General features: G+C 71.8%; 21 protein-coding genes. 9 read left to right on the top strand and 12 right to left on the bottom strand.

Annotation, left to right across the window (positions count from 1 at the left end):
* Positions 1–26 precede the first annotated feature (26 nt).
* The 5 genes from ASH01_RS22015 to ASH01_RS22000 form a co-directional block, all read right to left on the bottom strand.
* Positions 27–1,313 (bottom strand): S1C family serine protease, encoded by a 1,287-nt coding sequence (locus ASH01_RS22015; RefSeq protein ID WP_056781433.1) that lies wholly within the window; start codon positions 1,311–1,313, stop codon positions 27–29.
* Between the two features lie 68 nt (positions 1,314–1,381).
* Positions 1,382–2,917, bottom strand: a complete 1,536-nt coding sequence (locus tag ASH01_RS22010) for a sensor histidine kinase (protein WP_056781430.1) — start codon at positions 2,915–2,917, stop codon at positions 1,382–1,384.
* A gap of 4 nt (positions 2,918–2,921) precedes the next feature.
* On the bottom strand, positions 2,922–3,644 hold the full coding sequence (locus ASH01_RS22005) for a response regulator transcription factor (RefSeq protein WP_056781427.1): 723 nt from the start codon (positions 3,642–3,644) through the stop codon (positions 2,922–2,924).
* A gap of 71 nt (positions 3,645–3,715) precedes the next feature.
* Positions 3,716–3,892 (bottom strand): hypothetical protein, encoded by a 177-nt coding sequence (locus ASH01_RS23510; protein WP_200961849.1) that lies wholly within the window; start codon positions 3,890–3,892, stop codon positions 3,716–3,718.
* A gap of 69 nt (positions 3,893–3,961) precedes the next feature.
* Positions 3,962–5,614: a DNA repair helicase XPB gene (locus ASH01_RS22000; RefSeq protein WP_056781424.1), complete on the bottom strand. Its 1,653-nt coding sequence runs from the start codon at positions 5,612–5,614 to the stop codon at positions 3,962–3,964.
* Positions 5,615–5,717: 103 nt separating this feature from the next.
* On the opposite strand from ASH01_RS22000, the gene ASH01_RS21995 reads away from it, so the two are divergent.
* Positions 5,718–6,650: a hydroxymethylglutaryl-CoA lyase gene (locus tag ASH01_RS21995; RefSeq protein WP_056781420.1), complete on the top strand. Its 933-nt coding sequence runs from the start codon at positions 5,718–5,720 to the stop codon at positions 6,648–6,650.
* A gap of 12 nt (positions 6,651–6,662) precedes the next feature.
* Here the strand turns inward: ASH01_RS21995 and ASH01_RS21990 are convergent, their stop codons facing one another.
* Complete coding sequence (locus ASH01_RS21990; RefSeq protein WP_056781417.1) at positions 6,663–7,037, bottom strand: DNA polymerase ligase N-terminal domain-containing protein; 375 nt, start codon at positions 7,035–7,037, stop codon at positions 6,663–6,665.
* A gap of 6 nt (positions 7,038–7,043) precedes the next feature.
* Positions 7,044–9,464 carry a helicase-associated domain-containing protein gene (locus ASH01_RS21985; RefSeq protein WP_056781413.1) on the bottom strand — a complete coding sequence of 807 codons (2,421 nt, stop codon included), beginning with the start codon at positions 9,462–9,464 and terminating at the stop codon, positions 7,044–7,046.
* A gap of 70 nt (positions 9,465–9,534) precedes the next feature.
* Here ASH01_RS21985 and ASH01_RS21980 point away from each other — a divergent pair, with 70 nt between their 5' ends.
* Complete coding sequence (locus ASH01_RS21980) at positions 9,535–10,476, top strand: aldose 1-epimerase family protein (RefSeq protein WP_056781409.1); 942 nt, start codon at positions 9,535–9,537, stop codon at positions 10,474–10,476.
* Positions 10,477–10,506: 30 nt separating this feature from the next.
* Here the strand turns inward: ASH01_RS21980 and ASH01_RS21975 are convergent, their stop codons facing one another.
* Positions 10,507–10,983 carry an SRPBCC family protein gene (locus ASH01_RS21975; RefSeq protein ID WP_056781406.1) on the bottom strand — a complete coding sequence of 159 codons (477 nt, stop codon included), beginning with the start codon at positions 10,981–10,983 and terminating at the stop codon, positions 10,507–10,509.
* A gap of 155 nt (positions 10,984–11,138) precedes the next feature.
* On the opposite strand from ASH01_RS21975, the gene ASH01_RS21970 reads away from it, so the two are divergent.
* Together ASH01_RS21970 and ASH01_RS21965 are read left to right on the top strand one after the other, a co-directional pair.
* Positions 11,139–11,534 carry a cold-shock protein gene (locus tag ASH01_RS21970; RefSeq protein WP_056781403.1) on the top strand — a complete coding sequence of 132 codons (396 nt, stop codon included), beginning with the start codon at positions 11,139–11,141 and terminating at the stop codon, positions 11,532–11,534.
* Between the two features lie 4 nt (positions 11,535–11,538).
* Positions 11,539–12,375, top strand: coding sequence for a DUF3027 domain-containing protein (locus ASH01_RS21965; RefSeq protein ID WP_056781400.1), 837 nt, complete (start codon positions 11,539–11,541; stop codon positions 12,373–12,375).
* A 108-nt stretch (positions 12,376–12,483) separates the two neighbouring features.
* On the opposite strand, the gene ASH01_RS21960 is transcribed toward ASH01_RS21965, so the two are convergent.
* Positions 12,484–12,768: a DUF2530 domain-containing protein gene (locus ASH01_RS21960; RefSeq protein ID WP_056781398.1), complete on the bottom strand. Its 285-nt coding sequence runs from the start codon at positions 12,766–12,768 to the stop codon at positions 12,484–12,486.
* A gap of 58 nt (positions 12,769–12,826) precedes the next feature.
* Here ASH01_RS21960 and ASH01_RS21955 point away from each other — a divergent pair, with 58 nt between their 5' ends.
* The 4 genes from ASH01_RS21955 to ASH01_RS21940 all read left to right on the top strand — a co-directional run bounded on the left by ASH01_RS21955 (position 12,827) and on the right by ASH01_RS21940 (position 17,013).
* Complete coding sequence (locus tag ASH01_RS21955; protein ID WP_056781396.1) at positions 12,827–14,323, top strand: NCS2 family permease; 1,497 nt, start codon at positions 12,827–12,829, stop codon at positions 14,321–14,323.
* A gap of 201 nt (positions 14,324–14,524) precedes the next feature.
* Positions 14,525–14,974: a MarR family winged helix-turn-helix transcriptional regulator gene (locus ASH01_RS21950; protein WP_056781393.1), complete on the top strand. Its 450-nt coding sequence runs from the start codon at positions 14,525–14,527 to the stop codon at positions 14,972–14,974.
* On the top strand, positions 14,971–16,257 hold the full coding sequence (locus tag ASH01_RS21945) for an MFS transporter (RefSeq protein ID WP_056781391.1): 1,287 nt from the start codon (positions 14,971–14,973) through the stop codon (positions 16,255–16,257). Before ASH01_RS21950 ends, ASH01_RS21945 begins: the two co-directional genes overlap by 4 nt.
* 225 nt (positions 16,258–16,482) lie before the next feature.
* Entirely contained in the window at positions 16,483–17,013 is a 531-nt protein-coding gene (locus tag ASH01_RS21940) for a ferritin (RefSeq protein WP_056781388.1), read from the top strand.
* A gap of 111 nt (positions 17,014–17,124) precedes the next feature.
* Here the strand turns inward: ASH01_RS21940 and ASH01_RS21935 are convergent, their stop codons facing one another.
* Both ASH01_RS21935 and serC read right to left on the bottom strand, forming a co-directional pair.
* Complete coding sequence (locus tag ASH01_RS21935; protein ID WP_056781385.1) at positions 17,125–18,471, bottom strand: lytic transglycosylase domain-containing protein; 1,347 nt, start codon at positions 18,469–18,471, stop codon at positions 17,125–17,127.
* A 153-nt stretch (positions 18,472–18,624) separates the two neighbouring features.
* Positions 18,625–19,749, bottom strand: a complete 1,125-nt coding sequence (serC, locus tag ASH01_RS21930) for a phosphoserine transaminase (protein ID WP_056781383.1) — start codon at positions 19,747–19,749, stop codon at positions 18,625–18,627.
* 467 nt (positions 19,750–20,216) lie between these two features.
* Here serC and ASH01_RS23165 point away from each other — a divergent pair, with 467 nt between their 5' ends.
* A complete protein-coding gene (locus tag ASH01_RS23165; RefSeq protein ID WP_156415710.1) occupies positions 20,217–20,957 on the top strand; it encodes a hypothetical protein in 741 nt (246 codons plus the stop codon).
* On the opposite strand, the gene ASH01_RS23505 is transcribed toward ASH01_RS23165, so the two are convergent.
* Complete coding sequence (locus tag ASH01_RS23505) at positions 20,900–22,903, bottom strand: PQQ-dependent sugar dehydrogenase (protein WP_082620090.1); 2,004 nt, start codon at positions 22,901–22,903, stop codon at positions 20,900–20,902. The genes ASH01_RS23165 and ASH01_RS23505 overlap by 58 nt on opposite strands.
* Positions 22,904–23,112 lie beyond the last annotated feature (209 nt).

Raw genomic sequence — 23,112 nt, 5'->3', positions numbered from 1 at the left:
CCGTGACCCGGCGCGAAGTGGAGGGGTCAGTTCGAGCTGGCCGGCTTGACCGCGAGCGTCACGGGGACGTCCTGGCGGGCGCCGCCCCGGATCACCGTGAGCGTGGTCTTGTCGCCGGCCGTCATCTCGCGGATCTGGGCGACGAGGGCCGTCGCGGAGTCGATGCGCTGACCGTCGACCGCGATGATGACGTCGCCGTTCTTGATGCCGGCGTTCGCGGCGGGCGTCCCGCCGTTGACGGCTACCACTTGGGCGCCGGCACGCTTGGCGCTGCCGTCGGAGACCACCGTGTCGCGGGTGCTGACCCCGAGGAACGCGTGCTGGGCCTTGCCGCTCTTGATGAGCTGGTCGGCGATCGACTTGGCCTCCTTGACGGGGATGGCGAAGCCGATGCCGATGTTGCCGCTCTGGCTGCCGCTCGAGCTCTGGCCCAGCGACGCGATCGAGCTGTTGATGCCGATGAGCTCGCCCTTGGCGTTGACGAGCGCGCCACCGGAGTTGCCCGGGTTGATCGCGGCCGACGTCTGGATGGCGTTCGTCACGACCTCGTCGCCGGACGTCTGCTGCTGACCGAGGGGCGACTCGCTCGCCGTCCCGGTGCTGACCGGACGGTTGAGCGCCGACACGATGCCCGTGGTGACGGTGCCCGACAGGCCGAGCGGGTTGCCGACGGCCATCGCCGGGTCGCCGACCTTCAGGGCCTCGGAGTCCCCGAGGGTGATCGGGGTCAGGTCGCTCGGTCCGTTGGTCAGCGTGATGACGGCGAGGTCGGTCGAGGGGTCCGTGCCGACGATGGTCGCGCCGTAGGTGCGCCCGTCGTTCAGCGTCACGGTGATGGCGCCGTTGCCGGTCGCGTCGCCGACGACGTGGTTGTTGGTCAGGATGTGGCCGCTCTTGTCGAAGACGACGCCGGAGCCGGCGCCCGACCCCTGCTGGGTCGTGACGTTGATGCTGACGACGCTCGGCGTCACGGCGGCGGAGACCGCGGTCCAGTCGGGAGCGGTGGCGTTGCCCTGCACGACCGTCGGCGAGGAGCCCTGGTTCTGGTTCGTCGTCGACGTGGTGGACGTCGTCGCCGCGGCGGTGCCCTGGTCGCCGAGCTGCGTGACGGCATACGTGCCACCGCTCGCGAGGACGGCTGCGAGCAGCGCGACGCCGATGGTCTGGCCGACGCGGCTCTCGCGCTTGGGCGCCGGACGGCTGCCCTCACCCAGGGGCGGCGTCGGCGGGGCCGGCGGCGCGGGTGGTGCGGACTGGCTGTAGTAGCTGCCCTGCGGGATCTGCTGGGTGTGGTCCTCAGGTGCCAGGGTCATGGCTCCTCCTCGCTCTGGTCTGTTGTCTCCATGACATCGGCCCAGCTTTGGATGACGTTGTGGTGTTCCTAGGAATCCGCTGTGCCTTGGGACGACCGATGGTGACGTGGCTCACTCGTGGCCCGGGTGATCGGGAGCTCGACGACGACGGTGGCTCCACCGCCGGGAGTCTCGTCGACCCGGACCGTGCCGTCGTGGGCCTCGATGATCGCGTGGACGATGGCCAGCCCGAGCCCGTTGCCACCGCCCTGGCCACGGCTTCGGCTGCGGTCGGCGCGGTAGAAACGCTCGAAGACGTCGGCGCGGGCGTCGACGGGTATGCCGTGTCCGTGGTCGCGCACGTGGAGCGCGACGTGCTGGGCGTCGACCCGTCCGACGAGGATCTCGATGGGGGTGCCGTCGGGCGTGTGCACGCGCGCGTTGGTCACGAGGTTGGTCACCACCTGCCGCAGCTGGTGCTCGTCGGCCCGCAGCTCCGTCGGCTCGATCGGTCCGTTGATGCCGGTCGCGACGATGTGCCTGCCCGGCGCGATGGTGCGCGCGTCCTGGGCCGCGTCGGCCGCGAGGACGGCGAGGTCGACGGTCTGCAGCTCGAGCGGGCGCTCGCCATCGAGGCGCGCGAGGGTCAGCAGGTCCTCGACGAGCCCGCTCATCCGGTGCGCCTCGGACTCGATGCGCCCCATGGCGCCGGTCACGGCGTCGGTCGTGGGCAGGGCACCCTGTCGGTAGAGCTCGGCGTAGCCGCCGACGGCTGCGAGCGGCGTGCGCAGCTCGTGGGAGGCGTCGGCGATGAAGCGGCGCATCTTCTCCTCGTTGGCCTCGCGCACGGCGAAGCTCTGCTCAATCCGGGCGAGCATCGCGTTGAGCGACCGGGAGAGTGACGCGACCTCGTCGTCGGTGTCCGGCACGTCGATGCGCTGCGTCAGGTCGCCCACGGCGATCTTGGCCGCGGTGTCCTCGATGCGGGTCAGCGGCCGGAAGGTGCGCGCGATGAGGTACCAGCCGAGCAGGGCGATGGCGAGCAGGGCGATGGCGCCGATCCCGCCGGCGTAGAGCAGGAACTGGTCGACGGTGGCCTCGAGCGGCCGCAGGGGCAACGCGACCTCGACGATCCCGGTGCCCTCGTCGTTGACCTTGGCGAGAGCGAGCCACTGGCCGTCACCGGTGGCGGAGTCGACCTGGAAGGTCGACGGTTCGAGGACGTTCGCGTCGGTGATCCTGGGAATCGGCAGCGCCGGGGTCGTCGGCTCCAGCAGGGCGGCATCGCGCAGGTTGGTCACCTTGCCGGTCGCCAGGTCGAGCACCTTCGCGGTGAAGTTCGACGGCAGCTGCGAGCCCGTGACCTGCAGCTCGGCGAGGTCGACCGAGGCCAGGCTTGCCGCGTAGACGTCGAGCTCCTGCTCCGTCTGGTTGACGAGGTAGGCGCGCAGCAGTGCGCTGACCACGAGTGAGGTGACGGCAAGGGCCACGGCGATGAGCCCGAGGGTGACGGCCAGCAGGCGCCAACGCAGGGGCATGGCCCGCAGGCGCCGGGTCAGGGAGCGTCCGCGCAGCGCGGCGCCGGGGACGGTCGCGTCGGCCGCCGGGGCGGTCAGGTCGGCCATCCGGTCAGGAGGCGGTCAGCTCTGGGGGCACCCGGAGAACGTAACCCACGCCGCGCTTGGTGTGGATGAGCGAGGGGCCGTCGGCATCGATCTTGCGCCGGAGGTAGGAGATGTAGGACTCGACGATGCCGGACTCGCCGCGGAAGTCGTAGTCCCAGACGTGGTCGAGGATCTGCAGTTTGGAGAGCACCCGGTTGGGGTTGAGCAGCAGGTAGCGCAGCAGCTTGAACTCGGTGGGGGACAGGTCGATGATGCGGCCACCGCGGCGCACCTCGTGGCTGTCCTCGTTGAGCTCGAGGTCGTGGAAGCGCAGCGTGGCGCCGTCGTCGGCCTGCCCGCGGGTGCGGCGCAGGACCGCCCGGATGCGGGCGATGACCTCCTCGAGGCTGAACGGCTTGGTGACGTAGTCGTCCCCGCCCACGGTGAGGCCCTGGATCTTGTCGCCCGTCGCGTCGCGAGCGGTGACGAAGACGATCGGCTGCTGTCGGCCGCGGTCGCGCAGGCGACGGGTCACCTCGAAGCCGTCGACGTCGGGGAGCATGACGTCGAGCACGACGAGGTCGGGCTCGGACTCGGCGGCCATGGCGAGGGCGGTCGTGCCGTCACCGGCCGTCTCGACCTCGAAGCCGGCGAAGCGGAGTGAGGTCGCGAGGAGCTCGCGGATGTTCGGCTCGTCCTCGACGACGAGCAGGCGAGCCTCGGGTGCCGCAGCTGTCTGGGTGTCCACGGTCCCAGTGTCAGGGTGTTCGCTGGGAGTTCGCTGGGAGTCGCGAATTCCTTTCGTGGGTGCGCGCCGGGTCAGCGCATGCGGGCCTTGGCGAGGGCCTTCTTGAAGTCCTTGCCGCACATCGAGGCGCAGTCCTGCGCGCACAGTCGCTTGATCACCACGGGGCACTTCGTGCACCGCGGGATGTCCTTGCAGCACGTGGACTTCGGCTTGAGCTTCGCCACGTCCTTGGCCTTGAGCTTGCCCACGCCGTCGATGCTAAAAAGGTAAGGCTTGCCTGACCTCATTGAGTCACGGGTTGAGACGGCCCCCGAGGCTCAGAGGTCGTCGGCGTCGACGATGCGGTACGCGTACCCCTGCTCGGCCAGGAAGCGCTGTCGGTGCGCGGCGAAGTCGGCGTCGACCGTGTCGCGGCTGACGATCGTGTAGAAGTGCGCGGTGCGCCCGTCACCCTTGGGGCGCAGGACGCGTCCGAGGCGCTGGGCCTCCTCCTGGCGCGAGCCGAAGGTGCCGCTGATCTGGATCGCGACGCTCGCCTCGGGCAGGTCGATGGAGAAGTTGGCGACCTTGCTGACGACGAGCGTCGTGATCTCGCCCGTGCGGAAGGCGTCGTAGAGGCGCTGGCGCTCCTTGACCGTCGTCTCTCCGGTGATGACCTCGGCACCGAGCCGCTCGGCCACCTCGTGGAGCTGGTCGAGGTACTGCCCGATGACGAGCGTCGGCTCGCCGGCGTGCTGCTCGGCCAGCGTCTCGACGACGGGGAGCTTGGCGTCGGAGCACGACGCGAGCCGGTAGCGGTCCTCGGGCTCGCTCACGGCATACGCGAGGCGCTGGCCCTCGGGCAGCGTGACGCGCACCTCGACGCAGTCGGCGGGAGCGATGTAGCCCTGGGCCTCGATGTCCTTCCACGGCGCGTCGAAGCGCTTCGGGCCGATGAGGCTGAAGACGTCGGCCTCGCGGCCGTCCTCGCGCACGAGGGTCGCGGTGAGGCCGAGGCGGCGGCGCGCCTGCAGGTCGGCGGTCATCCGGAAGATCGGGGCCGGCAGCAGGTGCACCTCGTCGTAGACGATGAGGCCCCAGTCGCGGGCGTCGAGCAGGTCGAGGTGCGCGTAGGCACCCTTCCGCTTCGTCGTCAGCACCTGGTAGGTCGCGATCGTGACCGGGCGGATCTCTTTGCGCGCACCGGAGTACTCGCCGATCTCCTCCTCGGTCAGGGTCGTGCGTTTGATCAGCTCGTCCTTCCACTGCCGCGCGCTGACCGTGTTGGTGACGAGGATGAGGGTCGTCGCCTTGGCCGCGGCCATGGCGCCCGCGCCGACGAGCGTCTTGCCCGCGCCACAGGGGAGGACGACGACGCCGGAGCCGCCGTGCCAGAAGCCGTCGACGGCGTGCTGCTGGTAGGGGCGCAGGTGCCAGTCGGCCTGGTCGAGGTCGATGGGGTGGGCCTCACCGTCGACGTAGCCGGCGAGGTCCTCGGCGGGCCAGCCGACCTTGAGCAGCTCCTGCTTGAGGGTGCCGCGCTCGCTCGGGTGCACGACGACGGCGAGGTCGTCGAGGCGCTCGCCGGTCAGCGGCTTGATCTTCTTGTGCCGCAGCACCTCCTCGAGGACGGGCCGGTCGGTCGTGCGCAGCACGAGCCGGGTGCCCTCGGGGCTGTCGGCGAGCCCCTCCTTGGTGAGGGTGAGGCGGCCGTAGCGGTCCATCGTGTCGGCCACGTCGACGAGCAGCGCGTTGGGCACGGCATACCGGCTGTGGGTGATGAGGGCGTCGACGACCTGCTCGGCGTCGTGGCCGGCCGCGCGGGCGTTCCACAGGCCGAGCGGCGTGATGCGGTAGGTGTGCACGTGCTCCGGGGCACGCTCGAGCTCGGCGAACGGGGCGATGGCCCGGCGTGCGGCCTCGGCGTTCGGGTGGTCGACCTCGAGGAGGAGGGTCTTGTCGCTCTGGACGATCAGGGGTCCGTCATTCATCGTGTGGGGACAACTCCGAGCGTGGGTCGAGGTATTCCGTCGGGCCCCCCGTGAGCCGATACCTCGGCCCGGGCGCGGGGCGTGCTGGTGACAGTATGGGCGCATGCGATCCCCACAGGTCGAGGCGGCGACGGGGCTGCCCCCGAAGGTGACGATCTACGAGGTCGGTCCGCGCGACGGCCTGCAGAACGAGAAGACGATCGTCCCGGCCGCGACGAAGGTCGAGTTCATCCGCCGTCTCGAGGCTGCCGGGCTCGGCACCATCGAGACGACCTCGTTCGTCCCGGCGAGGTGGGTGCCGCAGATGGGTGACGCCGAGGAGGTGCTCGCCGGCCTCGGCGCCGACGGGCTCGGGCGCCGCCGTCCGGCCCTCGTGCCCAACGAACGAGGCCTCGACCGCGCCGAGGAGCTCGGGCTCGGTGCGATCGCGATCTTCGGCTCGGCCACCGAGACCTTCGCGCAGAAGAACCTCAACCGGTCGGTGAGCGAGCAGTACGCCATGTTCGAGCCGGTCGTGAAGCGTGCCCTCGCTGACGGGATGTGGGTGCGCGCCTACGTCTCGATGTGCTTCGGCGACCCGTGGGAGGGTCCGGTGCCGATCGAGCAGGTCGTCGACACGGCCGAGCGGCTCATGGACCTCGGCTGCCACGAGCTGAGCCTCGGCGACACCATCGGCGTCGGCACGACGGGCCACGTCCACCGGCTCCTCGAGGCGCTCGACGCCCGCGGCATCGGCACCGACCGCATCGCCGTGCACTTCCACGACACGTACGGTCAGGCGCTCGCCAACACGATGGCCGCCCTGGGCGACGGCGTCTCGGTCGTCGACGCGGCCGCGGGGGGCCTGGGCGGCTGCCCCTACGCGAAGTCCGCGACCGGCAACCTCGCCACCGAGGACCTCGTCTGGGCCCTGCACGGCGCGGGCGTCGAGACCGGGGTCGACCTCGATGCACTCGTCGAGACGTCGGTGTGGATGGCGCAGCAGCTCGGCCGCCCGTCGCCGAGCAACGTCGTGCGCGCCCTCGCCGGCGCCTGACCCGCCCACGCGTCAGTCGGAGGGCTGGTCCTTGGTGAGGTGGAGCAGCCAGTCGCGGTCGGTCCGGATCAGGGCGTAGCGGCGTGACCCGGTCTGCCCGTGGAGCACGAAGACGATCCGGTGGTCGTCGCGGGACTCCTCCTCCCACCAGCCGGTGTCAGCGACCGACTTGTGCTCGTCGGTGTAGGTCAGGTGGTCCAGGTCGTGGTCGTCGACCGCGACGGCCAGGCGGTCGTGCCGGCTCGTCGTCGGCAGGCCCTTGGGCACCGCCCACGAGCGCAGGACGCCCTCCTCCTCGAGCCGCAGGTCGAAGTGCGGCCGCGGCTTCCGGTGGTCGTGGAGCACGTATGCCGGCCGTTGACCCCCGCGGACGTCGTTGCCTGCCAAGGCTGCTCAGCTCTCGAGCGTCGCGCCGGTGATGCGGTGGACCGAGAACGACTTCTCGTGGCCGGACTCGTCGGTGGCTCGGACGCGGCCGCCCTCGACCTTCTGCGGGTGGATGAGGTGGCGGCTCGTGGCTCCGTGGCCGTCGGAGTAGCCGATCCAGACGCCGTGCCGGTCGGCGACGGCGTCACGCAGCAGCGAGAGGGTCACGACGGGGTCCATCGCCTGGATGCGCGGTCCGGGTCGGGTCTCGTCCTCGACGCGGCGCTGGTCGGCGGTCGCCTCGGCCGCGCGCAGCCCGTCGACGAGCGACTGGGTGTAGGGCCGGTCGACCGGGGAGACCATCGGACCGGGACCCCGGCGGCGTGCACCCGCCCGTCGGCGAGGTGTCTCGGCGTGGACGACGGCGCCGTCCTGCCCCTCGTGGACGGGGGCGAAACCGTTGTCGCGCAAGAGCTCGACGAGGACGCGCGGGTCCGCCGACGAGACGAGCACCGTCGGCGCGAGCCGCCGCAGCCGGAGAGGCGTGAGGTCGCGCGACGCGAGCATCGTGTCGAGCACGGCCTCGTCGTCGGACCGGATGTAGGCCGCCGCGCCGCCGATCCGGGTCTGGCCGTGCTTGCGCGCGACGTCGGCGACGAGGTACTCGAGCGGCTGCGGCACCGGGGTGCGGCTCGACCGGCGCACCGTCTCGGTGAAGTCGGCCGCGGTCCACCCGGCGTCGAGCGCGCGGCGCACCGACTCGGGGGTGAAGCGGTAGACGGTGGCGCCGCCGCGGGACTCGACGTCGGCGGCGAGGCGCATGAACGACCCGAGGCCGCCGACGAGCGGCCCGGGGGCGACGGCGGTGAGGTCGGCCTGGACGAGGATGTGGTCGACGGGCGAGGGCAGGTGGGCCGACATCGCCGCGGCGACGGCCTCGGCCACGGCTCCCGGCTCGGCCGACGTCTGCCCGTTCGAGGTGATGTCGGCAGCGCTGCCGCTCGCGCGATCACCTCGACCGCGGGCGGGGCGCCTGCCGTTCGAGGTGTTCGCGACACCCGCCTTGCTCGCGCCACCACCTCGAACTGGGGGTGCGGGCGGGGGGAGGAGCGGGGCGACGAGCGCACGGCCGGCCTCGGACAGGGCGCCGCGACCGGTCACGCCGAGCCACTCGCTCTCGCGCAGCACCGCCTCGACGGCCTCGTCGAGGACGGCGGCGGACCGGTTCGGCCGGCGCCACGCCAGGCGCTCGCGCAGCGAGGTGTGGTCGGCAGCGTGGCCCGGCTCGAGGGACGCCAGCTCGCGCAGCACCTCGCGGCGGATCGCACGGATCGCCGGCCATTGCACGTCGGGGCCGAGGGCGTTGGCCGCCCCGGTGCCCGTGCTGCGCCGACCGACGAGGTGTGGTGCTCGGGTCGACCCGAGCCAGGCCACGGCCAGCGTCGACCACCGGTGCCCGGCCTCGCTCGAGCTCCACTCGTCGATCTCGGACGTGGGGGCCCACACCGGCACGACCTCGCCGTCGTCGGCGACGAGCCCGGCGGCATACGCCAGCTCGACGACGAAGGCGGTGTGCTCGGGGTCGAGGTCGAGCGCCATCTGGGTGACGCGGAGGTCCCGCACTGACAGGCCGCCGGCGCGCAGCACCCGGGGTGGCTCGGCGCCCCAGGTCGCGGCCAGCTCGTCGAGGTGGGTCAGGCACTCGCTCGCGGCACCGCCGGCAGCTGCGTCGACGAGCGAGACGGGTCGGGCCTCGATGTCGGGCGGCGTCAGCTCGGCCGACCGGTGCAGGCGGCCTTGCCGCAGCACGAGCCCGACCTCGCGGGGGAGCGCGACGCGGTCGGTCGAGACGGGGACGAGCAGGTGGTGCTCGAGCAGCCACCGGGCCGTCGTGCGTCCGGGCGTGGCCGTGGGCAGCACGCCGAAGGCCGGCCCCCACGTCATCCGCTCGAGCATCGCCCGCGAGTCGTCGGGCGCCTCGGCGACGGCGGCCCGGATGTGTTCGGGGTCGGCGTGCTCGGGGAGCGACGAGGGCCGCAGCTCACGCATCGGCGCGCCGAGCCCGGCGACCGCCGTGCCGAGGACCTCGGGCAAGGTGCGCACGACGTGGTCGCCGTCGGCGCCGCGCCAGAGCAGGGCCGACTGCCACAGGTCCTGCACGATCGCGTCGACGGTCGCGGCGTCGTCGGTGCCGAGCAGGTGCAGCAGCGTGCTGCGTTCGGCGGCGTCGCCCGCGACGACGACGGCCTCGAGCACCTGCAGGTGGCCCCGGTCGAGCGCCTCGACGGCGCGTTGCACGCTGGCCCGGGTGCCGGCACGGGCGGCCAGGCTCGTCAGGTCGGCCGGGGCGGGGCGCGCGAGATCCGGGCGCGCGAGCACGAGGTCGATGAGCTCTGCGTCGCTGCGACCGCGGATGTCGTCGGCGAGGCTCCGGCTCGAGGTGGCCATCCTCCCAACCTACTGCCCGCACGCCGTGCCTCCGACTCGCGCCGGGGACGCGCCCGCTAGCGTTGCCCCCATGAGCGCGCTCTCACCGGCGACACCCGCCGAGAACGCCCCGGCGCACCCGACCGGGCAGCAGTGGACCGTCGGGCACGGCCCGTTCGAGGCGACCGTCGTCGAGGTCGGGGGCGGCCTGCGCACGTTCACCCGTGACGGCGTCGACGTCGTCGCGGGCTACGCCGCCGACGAGACCTGCGCGTCCGGCCGAGGGCAGCAGCTCATGCCCTGGCCCAACCGGATCCGCGACGGGCGCTTCACGTTCGCGGGCACCGAGCACCAGCTGTCGGTCACCGAGGTCGCCCGTGGCAACGCGAGCCACGGACTCGTGCGCTGGGCGCTCTGGGAGCTCGTCGAGCTCGAGGACGACCGCGTCACCGTGGGCTACCGCCTGCACCCGCAGCCGGGGTGGGACCACTTCCTCGACCTGCGCACCACCTACCTGCTCGACGACTCGGGCCTCGTCGTGACGACGGCCGCCCGCAACGTCGGCCCGTCGGAGGCGCCCTTCGGCTACGGCGCCCACCCCTACCTCGCCATCGGCGAGACCCTGCTGCCCGACGTCGAGCTGCGCATCCCGGGGTCGACGTGGGTCGAGGTCGACGAGCGACTGCTCCCCGCCGCGAACCGTCCGGTCGACGGCGAGCCGTACGACTTCCGCGATCGCCGCCCCGTCGGCGAGGCGCGCCTCGACACCGCCTACACCGACGTCCTTCGCGACCCCGACGGCATGTGGCGCGCCACGGTGTCGGCCGCCGACCGCACGACGACGCTCTGGGCCGATGCCGCCTTCCCGTGGCTGCAGGTCTTCACCGCGATCGCCGAGGACCGCAAGGGCGAGGTCGGCATCGCCGTCGAGCCGATGAGCTGCCCGGCCGACGCCTTCAACTCCGGGCACGGACTCGTCGTGCTCGCCCCGCGCGAGGAGTGGACCGGCACGTGGGGCATCTCCCCGGCCTGACCCCGTCAGCCCGACCGGCCACGTGACGCCTCAGCGGCCGAGCAGCACGTCCGACGTCTGCTCGAGGGCCTGACGTGCGTAGCCCCGCCACATCCGGCCGACGAGCGGCAGGACGCGGGCGGCATACGTGCTCGTCGGGTGCAGCGTCCAGCTCCACGTCACCCGCACGCCCGTGCCCTCCGGCGTGAAGGCCCAGCGGCCGTCGACGTGTGAGACGAGCGGCTTGAACGCCCCGGTGAAGTCGGTGAGCACGTAGTCGAAGCGCTGGGGCCGCACGACCTCGGTCAGGCGCTCGCGCATCGTCCCGCCGTCGGCCAGGGCGATGGTCCGGGTCTGCCCGACCTCGCCCCACGGACCGGTCTGGTCGCGCACCTCGCGGATCGGCGGCAGCAGCCCGTAGCGCCGCGACATGAGGTCGGTCAGCGGGTGGGGGAGCAGGCGGTCGTAGGCGTCGGCGACCTCGACGGGCAGGGCGCGGGACGACTCGAGGTGCAGGGGCGTGGGCATGCCCCAGCGTAGGTCGGCCGGCCGGCGGTCGGGGCCTCGGCGCCTGCGCGGCGCGGAATCCGGCTTGCCCCGAGCCGTTAGGCTGGAGCGGAGCGCAAGGAGCGCCATCGAGTCGTGCCGTGACGCGGCCGACCGAGATCTGAACGAGGTGGACTGTGCCGACTGGCAAGGTCAGGTTCTACGACGCGGACAAGGGCTTCGGATTCATCTCCGAGGACTCGGGCGCGGACGTCTTCCTGCACGCGAACGCGCTCCCCGCGGGCGTCACGACCCTGAAGAAGGGCGTGCGTGTCGAGTTCGGCATCGTCGAGGGCCGCAAGGGTGCCCAGGCGCTGTCGGTCAAGGTGCTCGACCCGGTCCAGTCCGTCGCCGCCAACAAGACCGCACAGACCCGCAGGACGCCGGAGGAGCTCACCGTCATCATCGAGGACGTCGTGCAGCTCCTCGACGGCGTCGGCAATGGCTACCGCTCCGGACGCCGTCCCGACCGCAAGCTCGTCTCCAACGTCGCTCGCGCCCTGCGCGGCCTCGCGGACGAGCTGGAGAAGTGAGCTGATGACCGTCACCGCCCCCAAGACGGACGCCGTGCTGCTGGCCGCGTCCGACCTCGCCCGCAGCGTCCTCGAGGACGTCGCCGAGCCCGGAACCATCGGCGCGCACCTCGGCATGGACCTGCTCGAGGAGCGCCTCGGCATGCACTGGTTCGAGTGCACGTCGCCGGGCTATCGCGGCTGGCGCTGGGGCGTCAGCGTCGCCCGGGTGTCGCGCGCCAAGGTGGCGACGGTCTGCGAGACCAACCTGCTGCCCGGTCCCGACGCCGTCCTCGCGCCCGAGTGGCTGCCGTATGCCGACCGGCTCGCTCCCGGAGACCTCGGCGCCGGCGACGTGCTGCCCTTCCGCCCCGACGACCCCAACCTCGAGGCCGGCTTCGAGGCCACGGGCGAGGAGGACGTCGACCAGATGGCCTTCTTCGAGCTCGGGCTCGGACGTCCGCGCGTGCTCTCCGCCGAGGGGCGGGAGGTCGCGGCGAGCCGCTGGTACGACGGCGACCACGGGCCGACCGCCGAGATCGCGACGAAGGCCACCGAGCACTGCACGACGTGCGGATACTTCCTGCCGATGGCCGGCGCCCTGCGCGCGACGTTCGGCGTGTGCGCCAACGAGTGGAGCCCGTCCGACGGCCGGGTCGTCTCGCTCGACCACGGCTGCGGGGCCCACTCCGAGACCGACCTGGACCACCCCGAGCCGACGCCGATCGGGGAGCCGATCGTCGACGAGTTCGCGGTCGACCTCGAGCCGGCCGAGCGCGTCGACCGGGACGACGAGGACCAGGCCGAGCAGTCCGATCAGGCTGAGGAGTCGCACGGCTCGGACGACCCCGTCACCGACTGACCGCGCCCGACCACGACGAACCACCCGGCATACCCGGGTGGTTCGTGCGTTTCCCGGGGCGGTGGGACCGGCGGTGGGACCGGCGGTGGGACCGGCGGTGGGTGCGGCTCAGGCGGCGTCGCTCGCGTTGCCGCGCCCGCGCCACACGTAGACCCAGCCGATGGCGCCGAGCACGAAGCCGGCCACGCACGTCCACGGCCACCAGTCGCGGTCACCCTCGTGGAGGGCGGGCACCGCGAGGATGACGACGAGGGCCACGACCCACGCCGCGAGCCCGACCTCGATGATCCGCAGCATCGGCACGGGCAGCGGCGCGATCTGCTCCGGCGTCGTCGGCTCGGACGCGTCGGTCGGCGCGTCGGTCGGCACGTCCGGGGTGGTCTCGTCGGTCACGTGGACAGCCTAGGGTCTCGTCACACACACGAAACGCGCCGCCACTAGGGTGTGCGCCATGTCGACGGATACACGCAAAGCGCCCACACTGACCGGGCTCGACGGCTTCTTCAAGATCACCGAGCGCGGGTCGACCGTCGCTCGCGAGGTCCGGGGCGGCTTCGTCACCTTCTTCACGATGGTCTACATCGTGGTCCTCAACCCCATCATTCTCTCGGGCGTCATCGACGGCTCGGGCACCATGATCGGTGGCACGACCGACCTGACCGAGAGCAAGCTCCTCGTCGCGGTCGGCACGGCGGTCATCGCCGGCGTCATGTCGATCCTCATGGGGCTCGTCGCGAACTTCCCGATCGCGCTGGCTGCGGGGCTCGGCATCAACGGCCTCATCACTGGCATGGTCATCACCCACTCGGCCGACAAGATCACCTTCGCCGACCTCATGGGCCTCGTCGTCATCGAGGGTGTCATCATCCTCGTGCTCGTGCTGACCGGCTTCCGCAAGGCGGTCTTCAAGGCGATCCCGGGGCCGCTCAAGGTCGCGATCTCCGTCGGCATCGGCCTCTTCATCGCCTACATCGGCGTCATCGACGCCGGCTTCGCGCGCCGTCCCACGACCCCCGGCTCGGTCCCGAGCGAGCTCGGCATCGGCGGTAGCCTCGACGGCTGGCCGACCCTCGTCTTCGTCGTCGGCGTCTTCCTCATCGCGGTCCTGCTCATCCGCAAGGTCAAGGGCGCGATCCTCATCGGCATCGTCGCGGCGACCGTCCTCGCGATGCTGCTCGAGGCGGTCTTCAGCATCGGCCCGCGGGTCTTCGACGACAAGGGCGCCCTGACCAACCCGTCGGCGTGGGCCCTCACCGTGCCGAAGCTGCCCGACTCGATCACCAACACCCCGGACCTCGGGATCCTCGGCCAGTTCAGCCTGCTCGGCTCGTTCGAGAAGATCGGCGTCGTCACGGCCGTCATGTTCGTCTTCTCGCTCCTGCTCGCCGACTTCTTCGACACGATGGGCACCGTCGTCGCGATCGGCACCGAGGCCAAGCTCCTTGACGAGGACGGCAACCCGCCGCACACCGACCGCATCCTCGTCGTCGACTCGGTCGCCGCGATCGCGGGTGGCGCCGGTGGCGTCAGCAGCAACACGTCCTACATCGAGTCCGCGTCGGGCGTCGAGGAGGGGGCCCGCACCGGCCTCGCGTCGGTCGTGACGGGTGTGCTCTTCCTGCTCGCGACCTTCCTCGCTCCGCTCTTCGCCGTCGTGCCGTCCGAGGCGGCGGCCCCGGCGCTCGTCATCGTCGGCTTCCTCATGATGACCCAGGTCAAGAACATCGACTGGGACGACATGGAGGTCGCCCTGCCGGCCTTCCTCACCATCGTGCTCATGCCGTTCACCTACAACATCACCGTCGGCATCGGCGCCGGCTTCATCGCCTGGGTGCTCGTCAAGATGGCTCGTGGCAAGCGCCGCGAGATCCACCCGCTGCTGTGGATCGTCGCCGCGTTCTTCGTCGTCTACTTCATCAAGGCGCCGCTGGAGTCGATGCTCACCTGAGTGACGCTGCCGCACAAGGCGGTTCGCTCCACACCACACCAGGGCACGTATGCCGTGAAGGCCTCCTCCCGCTCGGGAGGGGGCCTTCACGCGTCGGGTCTGCGGATCGGAGCGTGCCCGGTCTGTCCAGGGTTGGGAATGGTTAGCCGAGGTAATGAGTTAGGCTAAGCATCACCAGACTGCACTTCCGAGGATCCGCCCTTGACTGCCAAGAACCCGACCATCCGGCTCTCCAGAGCCGAGCTCGTCTCACTCTCCAACGACATCCGACTCGCCTGCATGCGCATCTCGCGGCGGGTCCGTTTCGAGTCCGACCGTGAGCTGCCCCCGCACCAGTTCTCCGTGCTCTGCCGCCTCGAGGCCACGGCCCGTACCAACAGCGAGCTGGCCGACATCGAGCGCGTGTCCGCCCCGAGCATGAAGCGCACGACCAACATGCTCGTGGAGCGCGGCTACGTAGCCCGGGCCGACGACCCCACCGACGGCCGACAGGTGATCCTGTCGCTGACCCCCGAGGGCCGCAAGGCGCTCAAGCGGATCCGGAAGCACCGCGACGAGTGGATGCTCTCGCGCTTCGAGCAGCTCACCGACGACGAGCGCGAGCTGCTCCAGCGGGCAGCCGCCGTGCTGGCCAAGGTGGCCAGCGAATGAGCCCCACCTTCCACTCCCTCTCGATCCCGAACTACCGCATCTACGCCTCCGGCGCGATCGTCTCCAACATCGGCACGTGGATGGGGCGCGTCGCCCAGGACTGGCTCGTCCTCACCGTCCTCACCGATCACTCGTCGACGGCGCTCGGCATCGTCACGGGACTGCAGTTCCTGCCCTTCCTCATCCTCGCGCCGTTCGCGGGGATGCTCGTCGACCGCTTCCCGAAGCGGCGCATCCTCTTCCTCACCCAGACGGCGCTGCTCCTCACCGCCCTGCTGCTCGCGGTGCTCACCGCGGCCGGGGTCGTCGAGCTGTGGCACGTCTACGCCCTCGCCTTCCTCCAGGGCGTCGCGACGGCCGTCGACAACCCGGCCCGGCAGACGTTCGTCTCCGAGATGGTCGACACCGAGCACCTGCCCAACGCCGTCGCGCTCAACAGTGCCTCGTTCAACCTCGGTCGCCTCGTCGGGCCCGCCGTCGCCGGCCTCGTCATCGCGTGGTTCGGCATCGCGCCCGCGCTCTACGTGAACGCCGCGACCTTCGTCTTCGTCCTCGTGGCGCTCCTGCGGATGAACACCAGCCTGCTGACGCCCTCACCGCGTGCCCGAGGCAAGGGTCAGATCCGTGAGGGACTGCGCTACGTCAAGGGACGGCCCGACCTCGTGCTCATCATGGCGCTCGTCTTCGTCCTCGGGACGTTCGGGATGAACTTCCAGCTGACGATGGCGCTCATGGCCACCAAGGTGTTCGACAAGGGTCCGGGGGAGTACGGCCTGCTCGGCTCGATCATGGCCGTCGGCTCCTTGACCGCCGCCCTGCTCTCGGCCCGTCGCGCCCGGCCCCGGATGCGGGTCCTCCTCGTCGCGCTCGCCGGCTTCACGGTGTCGACGGCCTTCCTCTCGACGGCGCCGAACTACGTCATGTTCGCCGTCTTCCTCGTGCCGACCGGCCTCTCCGCCCTGACCGCGCTCACCACGGCCAACGCCATGGTCCAGGTCAGCGTCGACCCGGTGATGCGGGGACGGGTCATGGCCCTCTACATGGCGATCTTCATGGGGGGCACGCCCATCGGCGCGCCCGTCATCGGGTGGATCGGTGACGTCTGGGGACCCCGCTGGACGATCGCCATCGGCACCATCGCGGTGGGCCTCAGCCTCGCCGCGGTTGGACTCTGGGTCGCACGTCGGCAGAATGTCGCGGTGACCATCCAGACCCAGCGGCGCCCCCGACTCCGGATCCAGCTCGCCTCGGTGGTGTCCTCGGCCCCCGAGGTGACCAAGTGAACTTCAAGTTCCGCCACCGCATCACGGTCGCGGCGCTCGTGCTCTTCATCGCCATCGCCGTCATCGCCGCGTTCGTCAACCGCTGAGCCGTCGGGCGAGGCCCGACCCGGGCCAGGCCCCTCCCCACGGTGCGGACCGACGTGTGGGCGGGCGCAAACGGGACCGGACCGCGTCCCTAGGATGGGCGTCTGCCCCACCCGTCGAGACCAGTGCGGAGGAGCCACCATGGCCGCCCAGAGGTTCGTCGACCTGCTCAACGAGCAGATCGGCCACGAGTACGCCGCCCACCAGCAGTACGTCGCGATCGCGGTCTACTACGACACCCTGACGATGCCGCAGATGGCAGCGCTCTTCTACCGTCAGGCGGTCGAGGAGCGCGACCACGCGATGATGATGGTCCAGTACCTCCTGGACACCGACTCGACGGTGGCGATCCCGGGCGTGGCCGCGCCGACCAACACCTTCGCTGACATCGTCGAGCCCGTCGAACTCGCCCTGGTCCAGGAGAAGCGCGTCAGCGACCAGATCAACGCGCTGACCGCCGTCGCCCGCGAGGAGCACGACTTCGCGTCCGACCAGTTCATGCAGTGGTTCATCAAGGAGCAGGTCGAGGAGGTCAGCTCGATGTCCGACCTGCTGACCGTCGTCCGGCGCAACCGCGCCGACGTCGAGAACATCGAGGAGTACCTCCGCCGCGAGGCCAGCAGCGAGGAGGCCGACGCCTCCGCGCCGCCCATCGCCGGCGCCGGCGCCTGACGATCGCTGCGTCACGCGCGGTTGACGCCTGCCGCGGAGACGACGAGAGCGGCCGCCCGGACGGGCGGCCGCTCTCGCGGTGTGGGGTGCTGCTCGGCCGACGGGGGTCGTTCAGCCGAGCAGACCTCCGGTGGGACACGTCACGACCTTGGTGTCGAGGACGCAGACGACCTTCGCGGTGAGCGGGTCGAGCACCCGGACGAGGTCCTTGGGGTCGCCGCTCAGCAGCGGCAGGTGCGGCAGGGCGAGCAGCCGAACGATCTCGGCCGGCAGGGTCGGGACGGGCACCTTCGGCACGGGCGGGAGCGGCACCGTCACCGACGGCAGTGGGACGCCGGGGACCGACGGCAGCGGGATCGGCAAGCCGGGCGCGCCGGGCTTCGGCTTCGGGACCGGCTTGGGCGACGCCGACGGCTTCGGTGACGCCGAGGGCTTCGAGGTGCTGGACGGTGCGGGTGACGGCTTCGCCGAGGAGCTCGGTGTGGGGCGTGCGCTCGGCGAAGCCGTCGAACGGGGAGCCGGCGAACCGGCATACGCGAAGCCCGAGCCCTCGGGGGTGGCCGAGCCACTCCCGGCAGCGGGGCGGGCGGCGGGGATCGCGCTCATCGGGACCACGGCCACGCCGCGGCGGTACGCGTCGGCGATGGACAGCACCGTGCGCACGTAGGAGTCGGAGTGGTTGTAGCGCAGCACGGCGTCGTAGGCCGCACCGGGCTTGCGCAGGTCGGTGCCGCCCGAGCAGAGCAGGACCCCCGCGCCGGTGGTCGCGTCGGTCAGGCTCTGCGGGTTGGCGACCCCGTCGCCGTCACCGTCACGGCCGGCCATGGACCACGACGTCGGGATGAACTGCATCGGGCCGACGGCGCGGTCGAACGTCGTGTCGCGGTCGAGGGCACCGCCGTCGGTGTCGGTGATGCGGGCCGTGCCGCGGGACCCGTCGAGCGGGATGCCGATGATGCCGGGCCGGGCGATGCCGCTCGCGTCGAGGACGTTGCCGCCGAAGCGCGCGTGGTTGCTCTCGACGCGGCCGATGGCCCCGAGCAGGGCCCAGTCGACGCCGCACCCGGGCTTGATGCTGCCGAGGACGCCGGCTGCGCGCTGGTAGGCCGTGACGGCCACCGCGGGTATGCCGTTCGCGTCCAGGCGGACCGGCGCGAGCGAGTCGATCGCCATGATCGCGCCCTTGGCCGGCCCGGCCACGTTCACGCGGGCGTAGTCCTGGGTGAAGGTCTGGTAGATCGGGGGCAGCTGCATCGGCGCGGGCGCCGGGCCGGCCTGCGGGTAGAGCGGGCTGCCCTCGGTGATGGCCTGGTCGGGCACGGTGATCGCCGACGTCGGTGCGACGGTGTCGCTGCCGCGGGTGGCGGCGAACGCGATGCCGGCGGTCGCCAGGGCGATGACCGGCACGGCTGCAGCGACCCGGCGCGCGGTGGTGCCTGCGCGGACGATGCGGACCATGGTGACTCCTCGGAAGCGACGGCCGCCCCCTTTGGCGGTCTGCACGGATCAACGAGGGACGTACCCAAAGGTCACGCGCTCACAGCGGGCGTGCGCGCCGAGGGCCAGCACCCGGCATACGGGAGCTGGCCCTCTGGGGACGCGGGCGGGCGGTCAGCCGAGTGCTGCGACCACGTGGTCGATCGCCTGCGTCAGCTTCGTGACGTCCTCGGGGTCGACGGCCGGGAACATCGCCACGCGCAGCTGGTTGCGGCCGAGCTTGCGGTAGGGCTCGACGTCGACGATGCCGTTGGCACGCAGAGTGCTGGCCACCGCGGCGGCGTCGATGGAGTCGTCGAGGTCGATGGTGCCGACGACCTGCGAGCGGGCAGCCGGGTCGGCGACGTAGGGCGTCGTCCAGTCGGTCTGCTCGGCCCAGCCGTAGAGGCGGCTCGAGGAGTCCTCGGTGCGGCCGGTCGTGAACTCGAGCCCGCCGTTGCCGTTCATCCAGTCGAGCTGGCTCTTCATGAGCGCGAGCGTGGACAGCGCGGGGGTGTTGTAGGTCTGGTTCTTCAGCGAGTTGTCGACCGCGGTCGGCAGGCTGAAGAAGTCGGGGACCCAGCGGCCCGACGCGGCGATCTCGTCGACGCGGGCGAGCGCGGCGGGGGAGAAGGCCGCGAGCCACAGGCCGCCGTCGGAGGCGAAGCACTTCTGCGGGGCGAAGTAGTAGACGTCGGTCTGGGTGATGTCGACGGGCAGGCCGCCGGCGCCGGAGGTCGCGTCGATGAGGACGAGCGCGTCGTCGTCGGCGCCCTCGACGCGCTGGACCGGGGCCATGACGCCGGTCGAGGTCTCGTTGTGCGGCCAGGCGTAGACGTCGATGCCCGCCTCGGCTCGCGGCGAGGCGAGCGTGCCCGGGTCGGCCTTGATGATCGTCGGGTCGCCGAGGAAGGGGGCCGCCGCCGTGACGTTGCCGAACTTGCTCGAGAACTCCCCGAAGGCGAGGTGCTGGGCGCGGTCGCGGACGAGGCCGAAGGCGGCGATGTCCCAGAACGCCGTCGAGCCGCCGTTGCCGAGGATGATCTCGTAGCCGTCGGGCAGGGAGAAGAGGTCGCGCAGGCCTTGGCGGACCTCGCCGACGAGGTTCTTGACCGGCGCCTGGCGGTGTGACGTGCCGAGCACCGTGCGACCCAGGGAGCTGAGGTAGTCGATCTGCTCGGGGCGGACCTTCGAAGGTCCGGAGCCGAACCGTCCGTCGGCGGGCAGCAGCTCGGCCGGGATGGTGATGGGCTGGGTCACGACTGGTGCTTCGGTCACGGATTCACCCTTGCGAAGTGCGGCCACGCTACGGTCTCGTGGCGGACGTGTTGAGGTCGGATGACGCCGTTGTCACCGCTGACATTCAACCCCACGTGCCCACCCCTTGGACATCGCTGCTCGATGTGTGGACGCCCACGCGGCGCGCGGGCGGGGTGCGCGGTGGTTCGGGAGATGCGTCCCCGCACCAGGAGTGCGCGTCGGAACGCGCATCTCTGGCACGAACCCGCACCGTCGGGGTGCTGCGTCACCACTGTCCACAGGCCCGGAGCGCCGGAGGCGTCCGACGCGCGACAATGAGGCGATGGATCTCGACCAGCTCGCCCACCGCGACGTCGTCAGCGCTGCCCGACTCGGCGCTGCCGGCCACGGCCCGGCTGCCGTCGCGCGAGCCGTGCGCGCCGGCCTGCTGACCCCTCGGCGTGGGCCCGACGCGCCACGGACGCGACGTGAAGATCCACCGCTCGCTCCCGGCATACGGCCTCGCGCACGGCACCTCGGACGACCGGGTGGCGACCGCGGTCGGTGTGGTGCAGGCCGGATTGGAGGGGGTGCCGCTCAGCGCCCTCGTGCCGGCCGACGCCGCGCTGCATCGAGGGCTGGTCACGACCGAGCAGCTCACGGCGGCCTGCGAGCTGCTCGCGGGGTGTCGCGGGATCGGGCCGGTCCGCGCGATCCTGCGAGAGGCGGACAGCCGCATCGAGTCGCCGGGGGAGAGCGTCATCGGCCACCGGCTGCGGGCCCTCGGCTACCGGCTCGAGCCGCAGCTCGAGGTGGCCACGGATGTCGGGGACCGGTACGCGGACTTCCGGATCGAGGGCACGCGGGTCCTCGTCGAGTTCGACGGCGCCGAGAAGTACGCCGACAAGCGCGCCGCCTTCGGGGAGAAGCGGCGCGAGGACGCCATGCGGCGCAAGGGGTGGCTCTTCGCGCGCTACGTCTGGGCCCCCGCTCGACGACGTCGCCCTCATCCGGGCTCGCACCCAGGCAGCCATCGTCGACTCTCGACGTTGGGCAGCGTGAGCGCAGGTGTGCGCTCGTCCCGCAGGTGGCCCTCGGCCCCAGGAGTGCGCGGTGCATCGCGCACTCCTGAGACCGGCGCGCACGCGTGGGTGCGCCCGGTCCGGTGGCGTCAGCGGACGATGCCGCCGAGCGACGTGCTCGTGAAGGCGCCGACCCGCCCGTCGTAGACCCGCAGCTCGCCGCCCGAGCCCCGGCCGAAGAGCAGGAAGGTGCCGTCGGCGCGCGTCACGACGTCGGGGGCCGACGTGAAGGCCTGAGGTGTCCCGACGAGGAGGCTGCCGCGCTGGACGACCGCGCGGCCGTCGACCCCGTTGCCGACGGCGACGAGGGCTCGACCGGGCCAGGCGTCGCCGAGGGCGCGGTCGGACCACGCCGCGAGGTTGTCGCCGCGCTGGACCCAGCTGCTCGTCGCGGTCGTCGGGTAGAAGGTCCGCTCGTAGGTCGCACCGTTGGTGCCGCGGCCCGTCACGAGGATGCCGCCGCTCGCGGGGTTCGCCGACGCGGACAGGCCCGACGTGAAGACCCCGCCCGCCGAGATCCAGCCGCTCCACCGCGTGCCGTCGAAGTGCTTGCGCCAGGCCGATCCGGTGGTCGCGACGGCGAAGACGTCCATCGTCCCGTTGCCGAGCGACGCCCCGTGCTGGGCGACGACGGTGCCGCCGAGGTTGGCCGACCCCTTGCGTATGCCGTCCTGGTACCACGTGTGGACGAGCTGCCTCGCGCTGTTGCGGGTGAAGAGGTCGACGCGCCCGGAGCGTGAGCTCGTCGCCGACGGTGCATCGGTGGAGGTGACCCCGGCCGAGATCCAGGAACCCCACGAGGCCCCGTCGTTGGTGCTGCGCTTGAACGAGACGGCGTCGTTGGTGCCGCGGATGAAGGTCGTGACCTGCGACCCGGTGCGCGCGGCGGTGACGCCGACGGGCGAGATGAGGCTGCCGCCGGACCGTCTCGGCACCGTGGCTCTCGGGGTGATGCGGACGATCTTGTCGTCGGTGCCGTTGGAGGTCGTGAACCACAGCGCCCCGTCCGGCCCGAGCTGCACGGCTCGGATGCGGCCGTAGCCCTGGGCGATCGCGATCCGGGTCACCGTCGCGGGGCGGGTCGTCGTGGGGGACGGGTTGAAGCGCATGAGGTAGATGCCCTGGCCCTTGAGCAGCCCGACGGCGAGAGCACCCTGCCACTCACCCCAGGCCGAGCCGCGCAGGAAGGTGGCCCCGCTCGTCGCCACGGTCGGGTCGCCCGAGGACCACATGGCCACGCGGGCGGTCGGGAACTTGCCGAGGTCGGTCATCGGGGTGGTCTCGTCGTAGCCGGGCACGGGGTCCCAGCCGTAGTCGCCGCCGCGGACCGAGAGGTTGATCTCGTCGTCGCGGCTCGTGCCGTGCTCGGCCGACCACAGCTCGGTCGTGCCGGGCCGCACGGCGAGTCCCTGAATGTTGCGGTGCCCGTAGTTCCAGACGTAGCGGGCGTTGCCACCGCGGGAGTAGAAGGGGTTGTCGGTCGGGACCGTGCCGTTGGCGTTGACCCGGAGCACCTTGCCGCCGAGCGAGCCGAGGTTCTGAGGGTTGGTCCCCGTGGCCGCGTCGCCGGTGCCGACGTAGAGCTTGCCGTCACCGCCGAAGCGCAGCCGGCAGCCGGAGTGGCGACCGCTCGTGACGGGCAGCCCGGTGACGACCGGCGACCCGTCGGAGACCGCGGTGGTGTCGCCGGTCAGTCGCCAGCGCAGGACGCGCACGTCGAGCGGGTTGCCCGCCGAGTCGCGTACGGCCTGGCAGGTGTAGAAGCGCTTGTTCGTCGCCGCGGATGGGTCGGAGACCATGCCGAGCAGGCCGCCCTCGCTGTTGACGTAGAGCGAGGGGAAGCCCGAGATGGCGACGCGTCGAGGGGCGTTGCCGCCTCGCTTGCTCCAGACCTGCCCGGCGCGCAGGTCGTAGAGCATGAGGTCGCCGACCCAGGTGATGTCCCACGGGTAGCCGAGGCCGGACACGACCGTCGTGACCTGGAGGGTCGGCGCCGCCTCGGCCGTGGGCGTGGGCTGGACGGCGAGCGCACCTCCCGCGACCAGGGCGCCGACGAGGGCGATCGATCCTCGGACTCGCAGTCGCTGCACCATGCTGACTCCCCGACTCGGTGACCTGCTGGCTCCGCTCGCGAGGCTACGCGCGAGCGGGCAGGTCCGCGCGTCGAGAGCTCAGCGGGACGTCCGGGTGCGGCGACCGCCGCTCAGTGCCGGTCACCACTCGAGTGAGCGCCTGGTCCCACTCGAGTGAGCGCCCGGTCCCACTCGAGTGGCCCCGTCGTCCCACCTGCCACACGCTCCTG

The organism is Terrabacter sp. Soil811, from assembly GCF_001429655.1.
Lineage (GTDB): Bacteria > Actinomycetota > Actinomycetes > Actinomycetales > Dermatophilaceae > Terrabacter.
The sequence above is the reverse complement of the archived record's forward strand: the minus strand, read 5'-3'. Positions and strand labels throughout refer to the sequence as shown.

What these genes read in the sequence shown, in the direction of transcription:
- ASH01_RS22015 (WP_056781433.1), bottom strand. Translation starts at nt 1,313, where the DNA reads ATGACCCTGGCACCTGAGGACCACACCCAGCAGATCCCGCAGGGCAGC.
- ASH01_RS22010 (WP_056781430.1), bottom strand. Translation starts at nt 2,917, where the DNA reads ATGGCCGACCTGACCGCCCCGGCGGCCGACGCGACCGTCCCCGGCGCC.
- ASH01_RS22000 (WP_056781424.1), bottom strand. Translation starts at nt 5,614, where the DNA reads ATGAATGACGGACCCCTGATCGTCCAGAGCGACAAGACCCTCCTCCTC.
- ASH01_RS21995 (WP_056781420.1), top strand. Translation starts at nt 5,718, where the DNA reads ATGCGATCCCCACAGGTCGAGGCGGCGACGGGGCTGCCCCCGAAGGTG.
- ASH01_RS21985 (WP_056781413.1), bottom strand. Translation starts at nt 9,464, where the DNA reads ATGGCCACCTCGAGCCGGAGCCTCGCCGACGACATCCGCGGTCGCAGC.
- ASH01_RS21980 (WP_056781409.1), top strand. Translation starts at nt 9,535, where the DNA reads ATGAGCGCGCTCTCACCGGCGACACCCGCCGAGAACGCCCCGGCGCAC.
- ASH01_RS21975 (WP_056781406.1), bottom strand. Translation starts at nt 10,983, where the DNA reads ATGCCCACGCCCCTGCACCTCGAGTCGTCCCGCGCCCTGCCCGTCGAG.
- ASH01_RS21965 (WP_056781400.1), top strand. Translation starts at nt 11,539, where the DNA reads ATGACCGTCACCGCCCCCAAGACGGACGCCGTGCTGCTGGCCGCGTCC.
- ASH01_RS21955 (WP_056781396.1), top strand. Translation starts at nt 12,827, where the DNA reads ATGTCGACGGATACACGCAAAGCGCCCACACTGACCGGGCTCGACGGC.
- ASH01_RS21945 (WP_056781391.1), top strand. Translation starts at nt 14,971, where the DNA reads ATGAGCCCCACCTTCCACTCCCTCTCGATCCCGAACTACCGCATCTAC.
- ASH01_RS21940 (WP_056781388.1), top strand. Translation starts at nt 16,483, where the DNA reads ATGGCCGCCCAGAGGTTCGTCGACCTGCTCAACGAGCAGATCGGCCAC.
- ASH01_RS21935 (WP_056781385.1), bottom strand. Translation starts at nt 18,471, where the DNA reads ATGGTCCGCATCGTCCGCGCAGGCACCACCGCGCGCCGGGTCGCTGCA.
- ASH01_RS23505 (WP_082620090.1), bottom strand. Translation starts at nt 22,903, where the DNA reads ATGGTGCAGCGACTGCGAGTCCGAGGATCGATCGCCCTCGTCGGCGCC.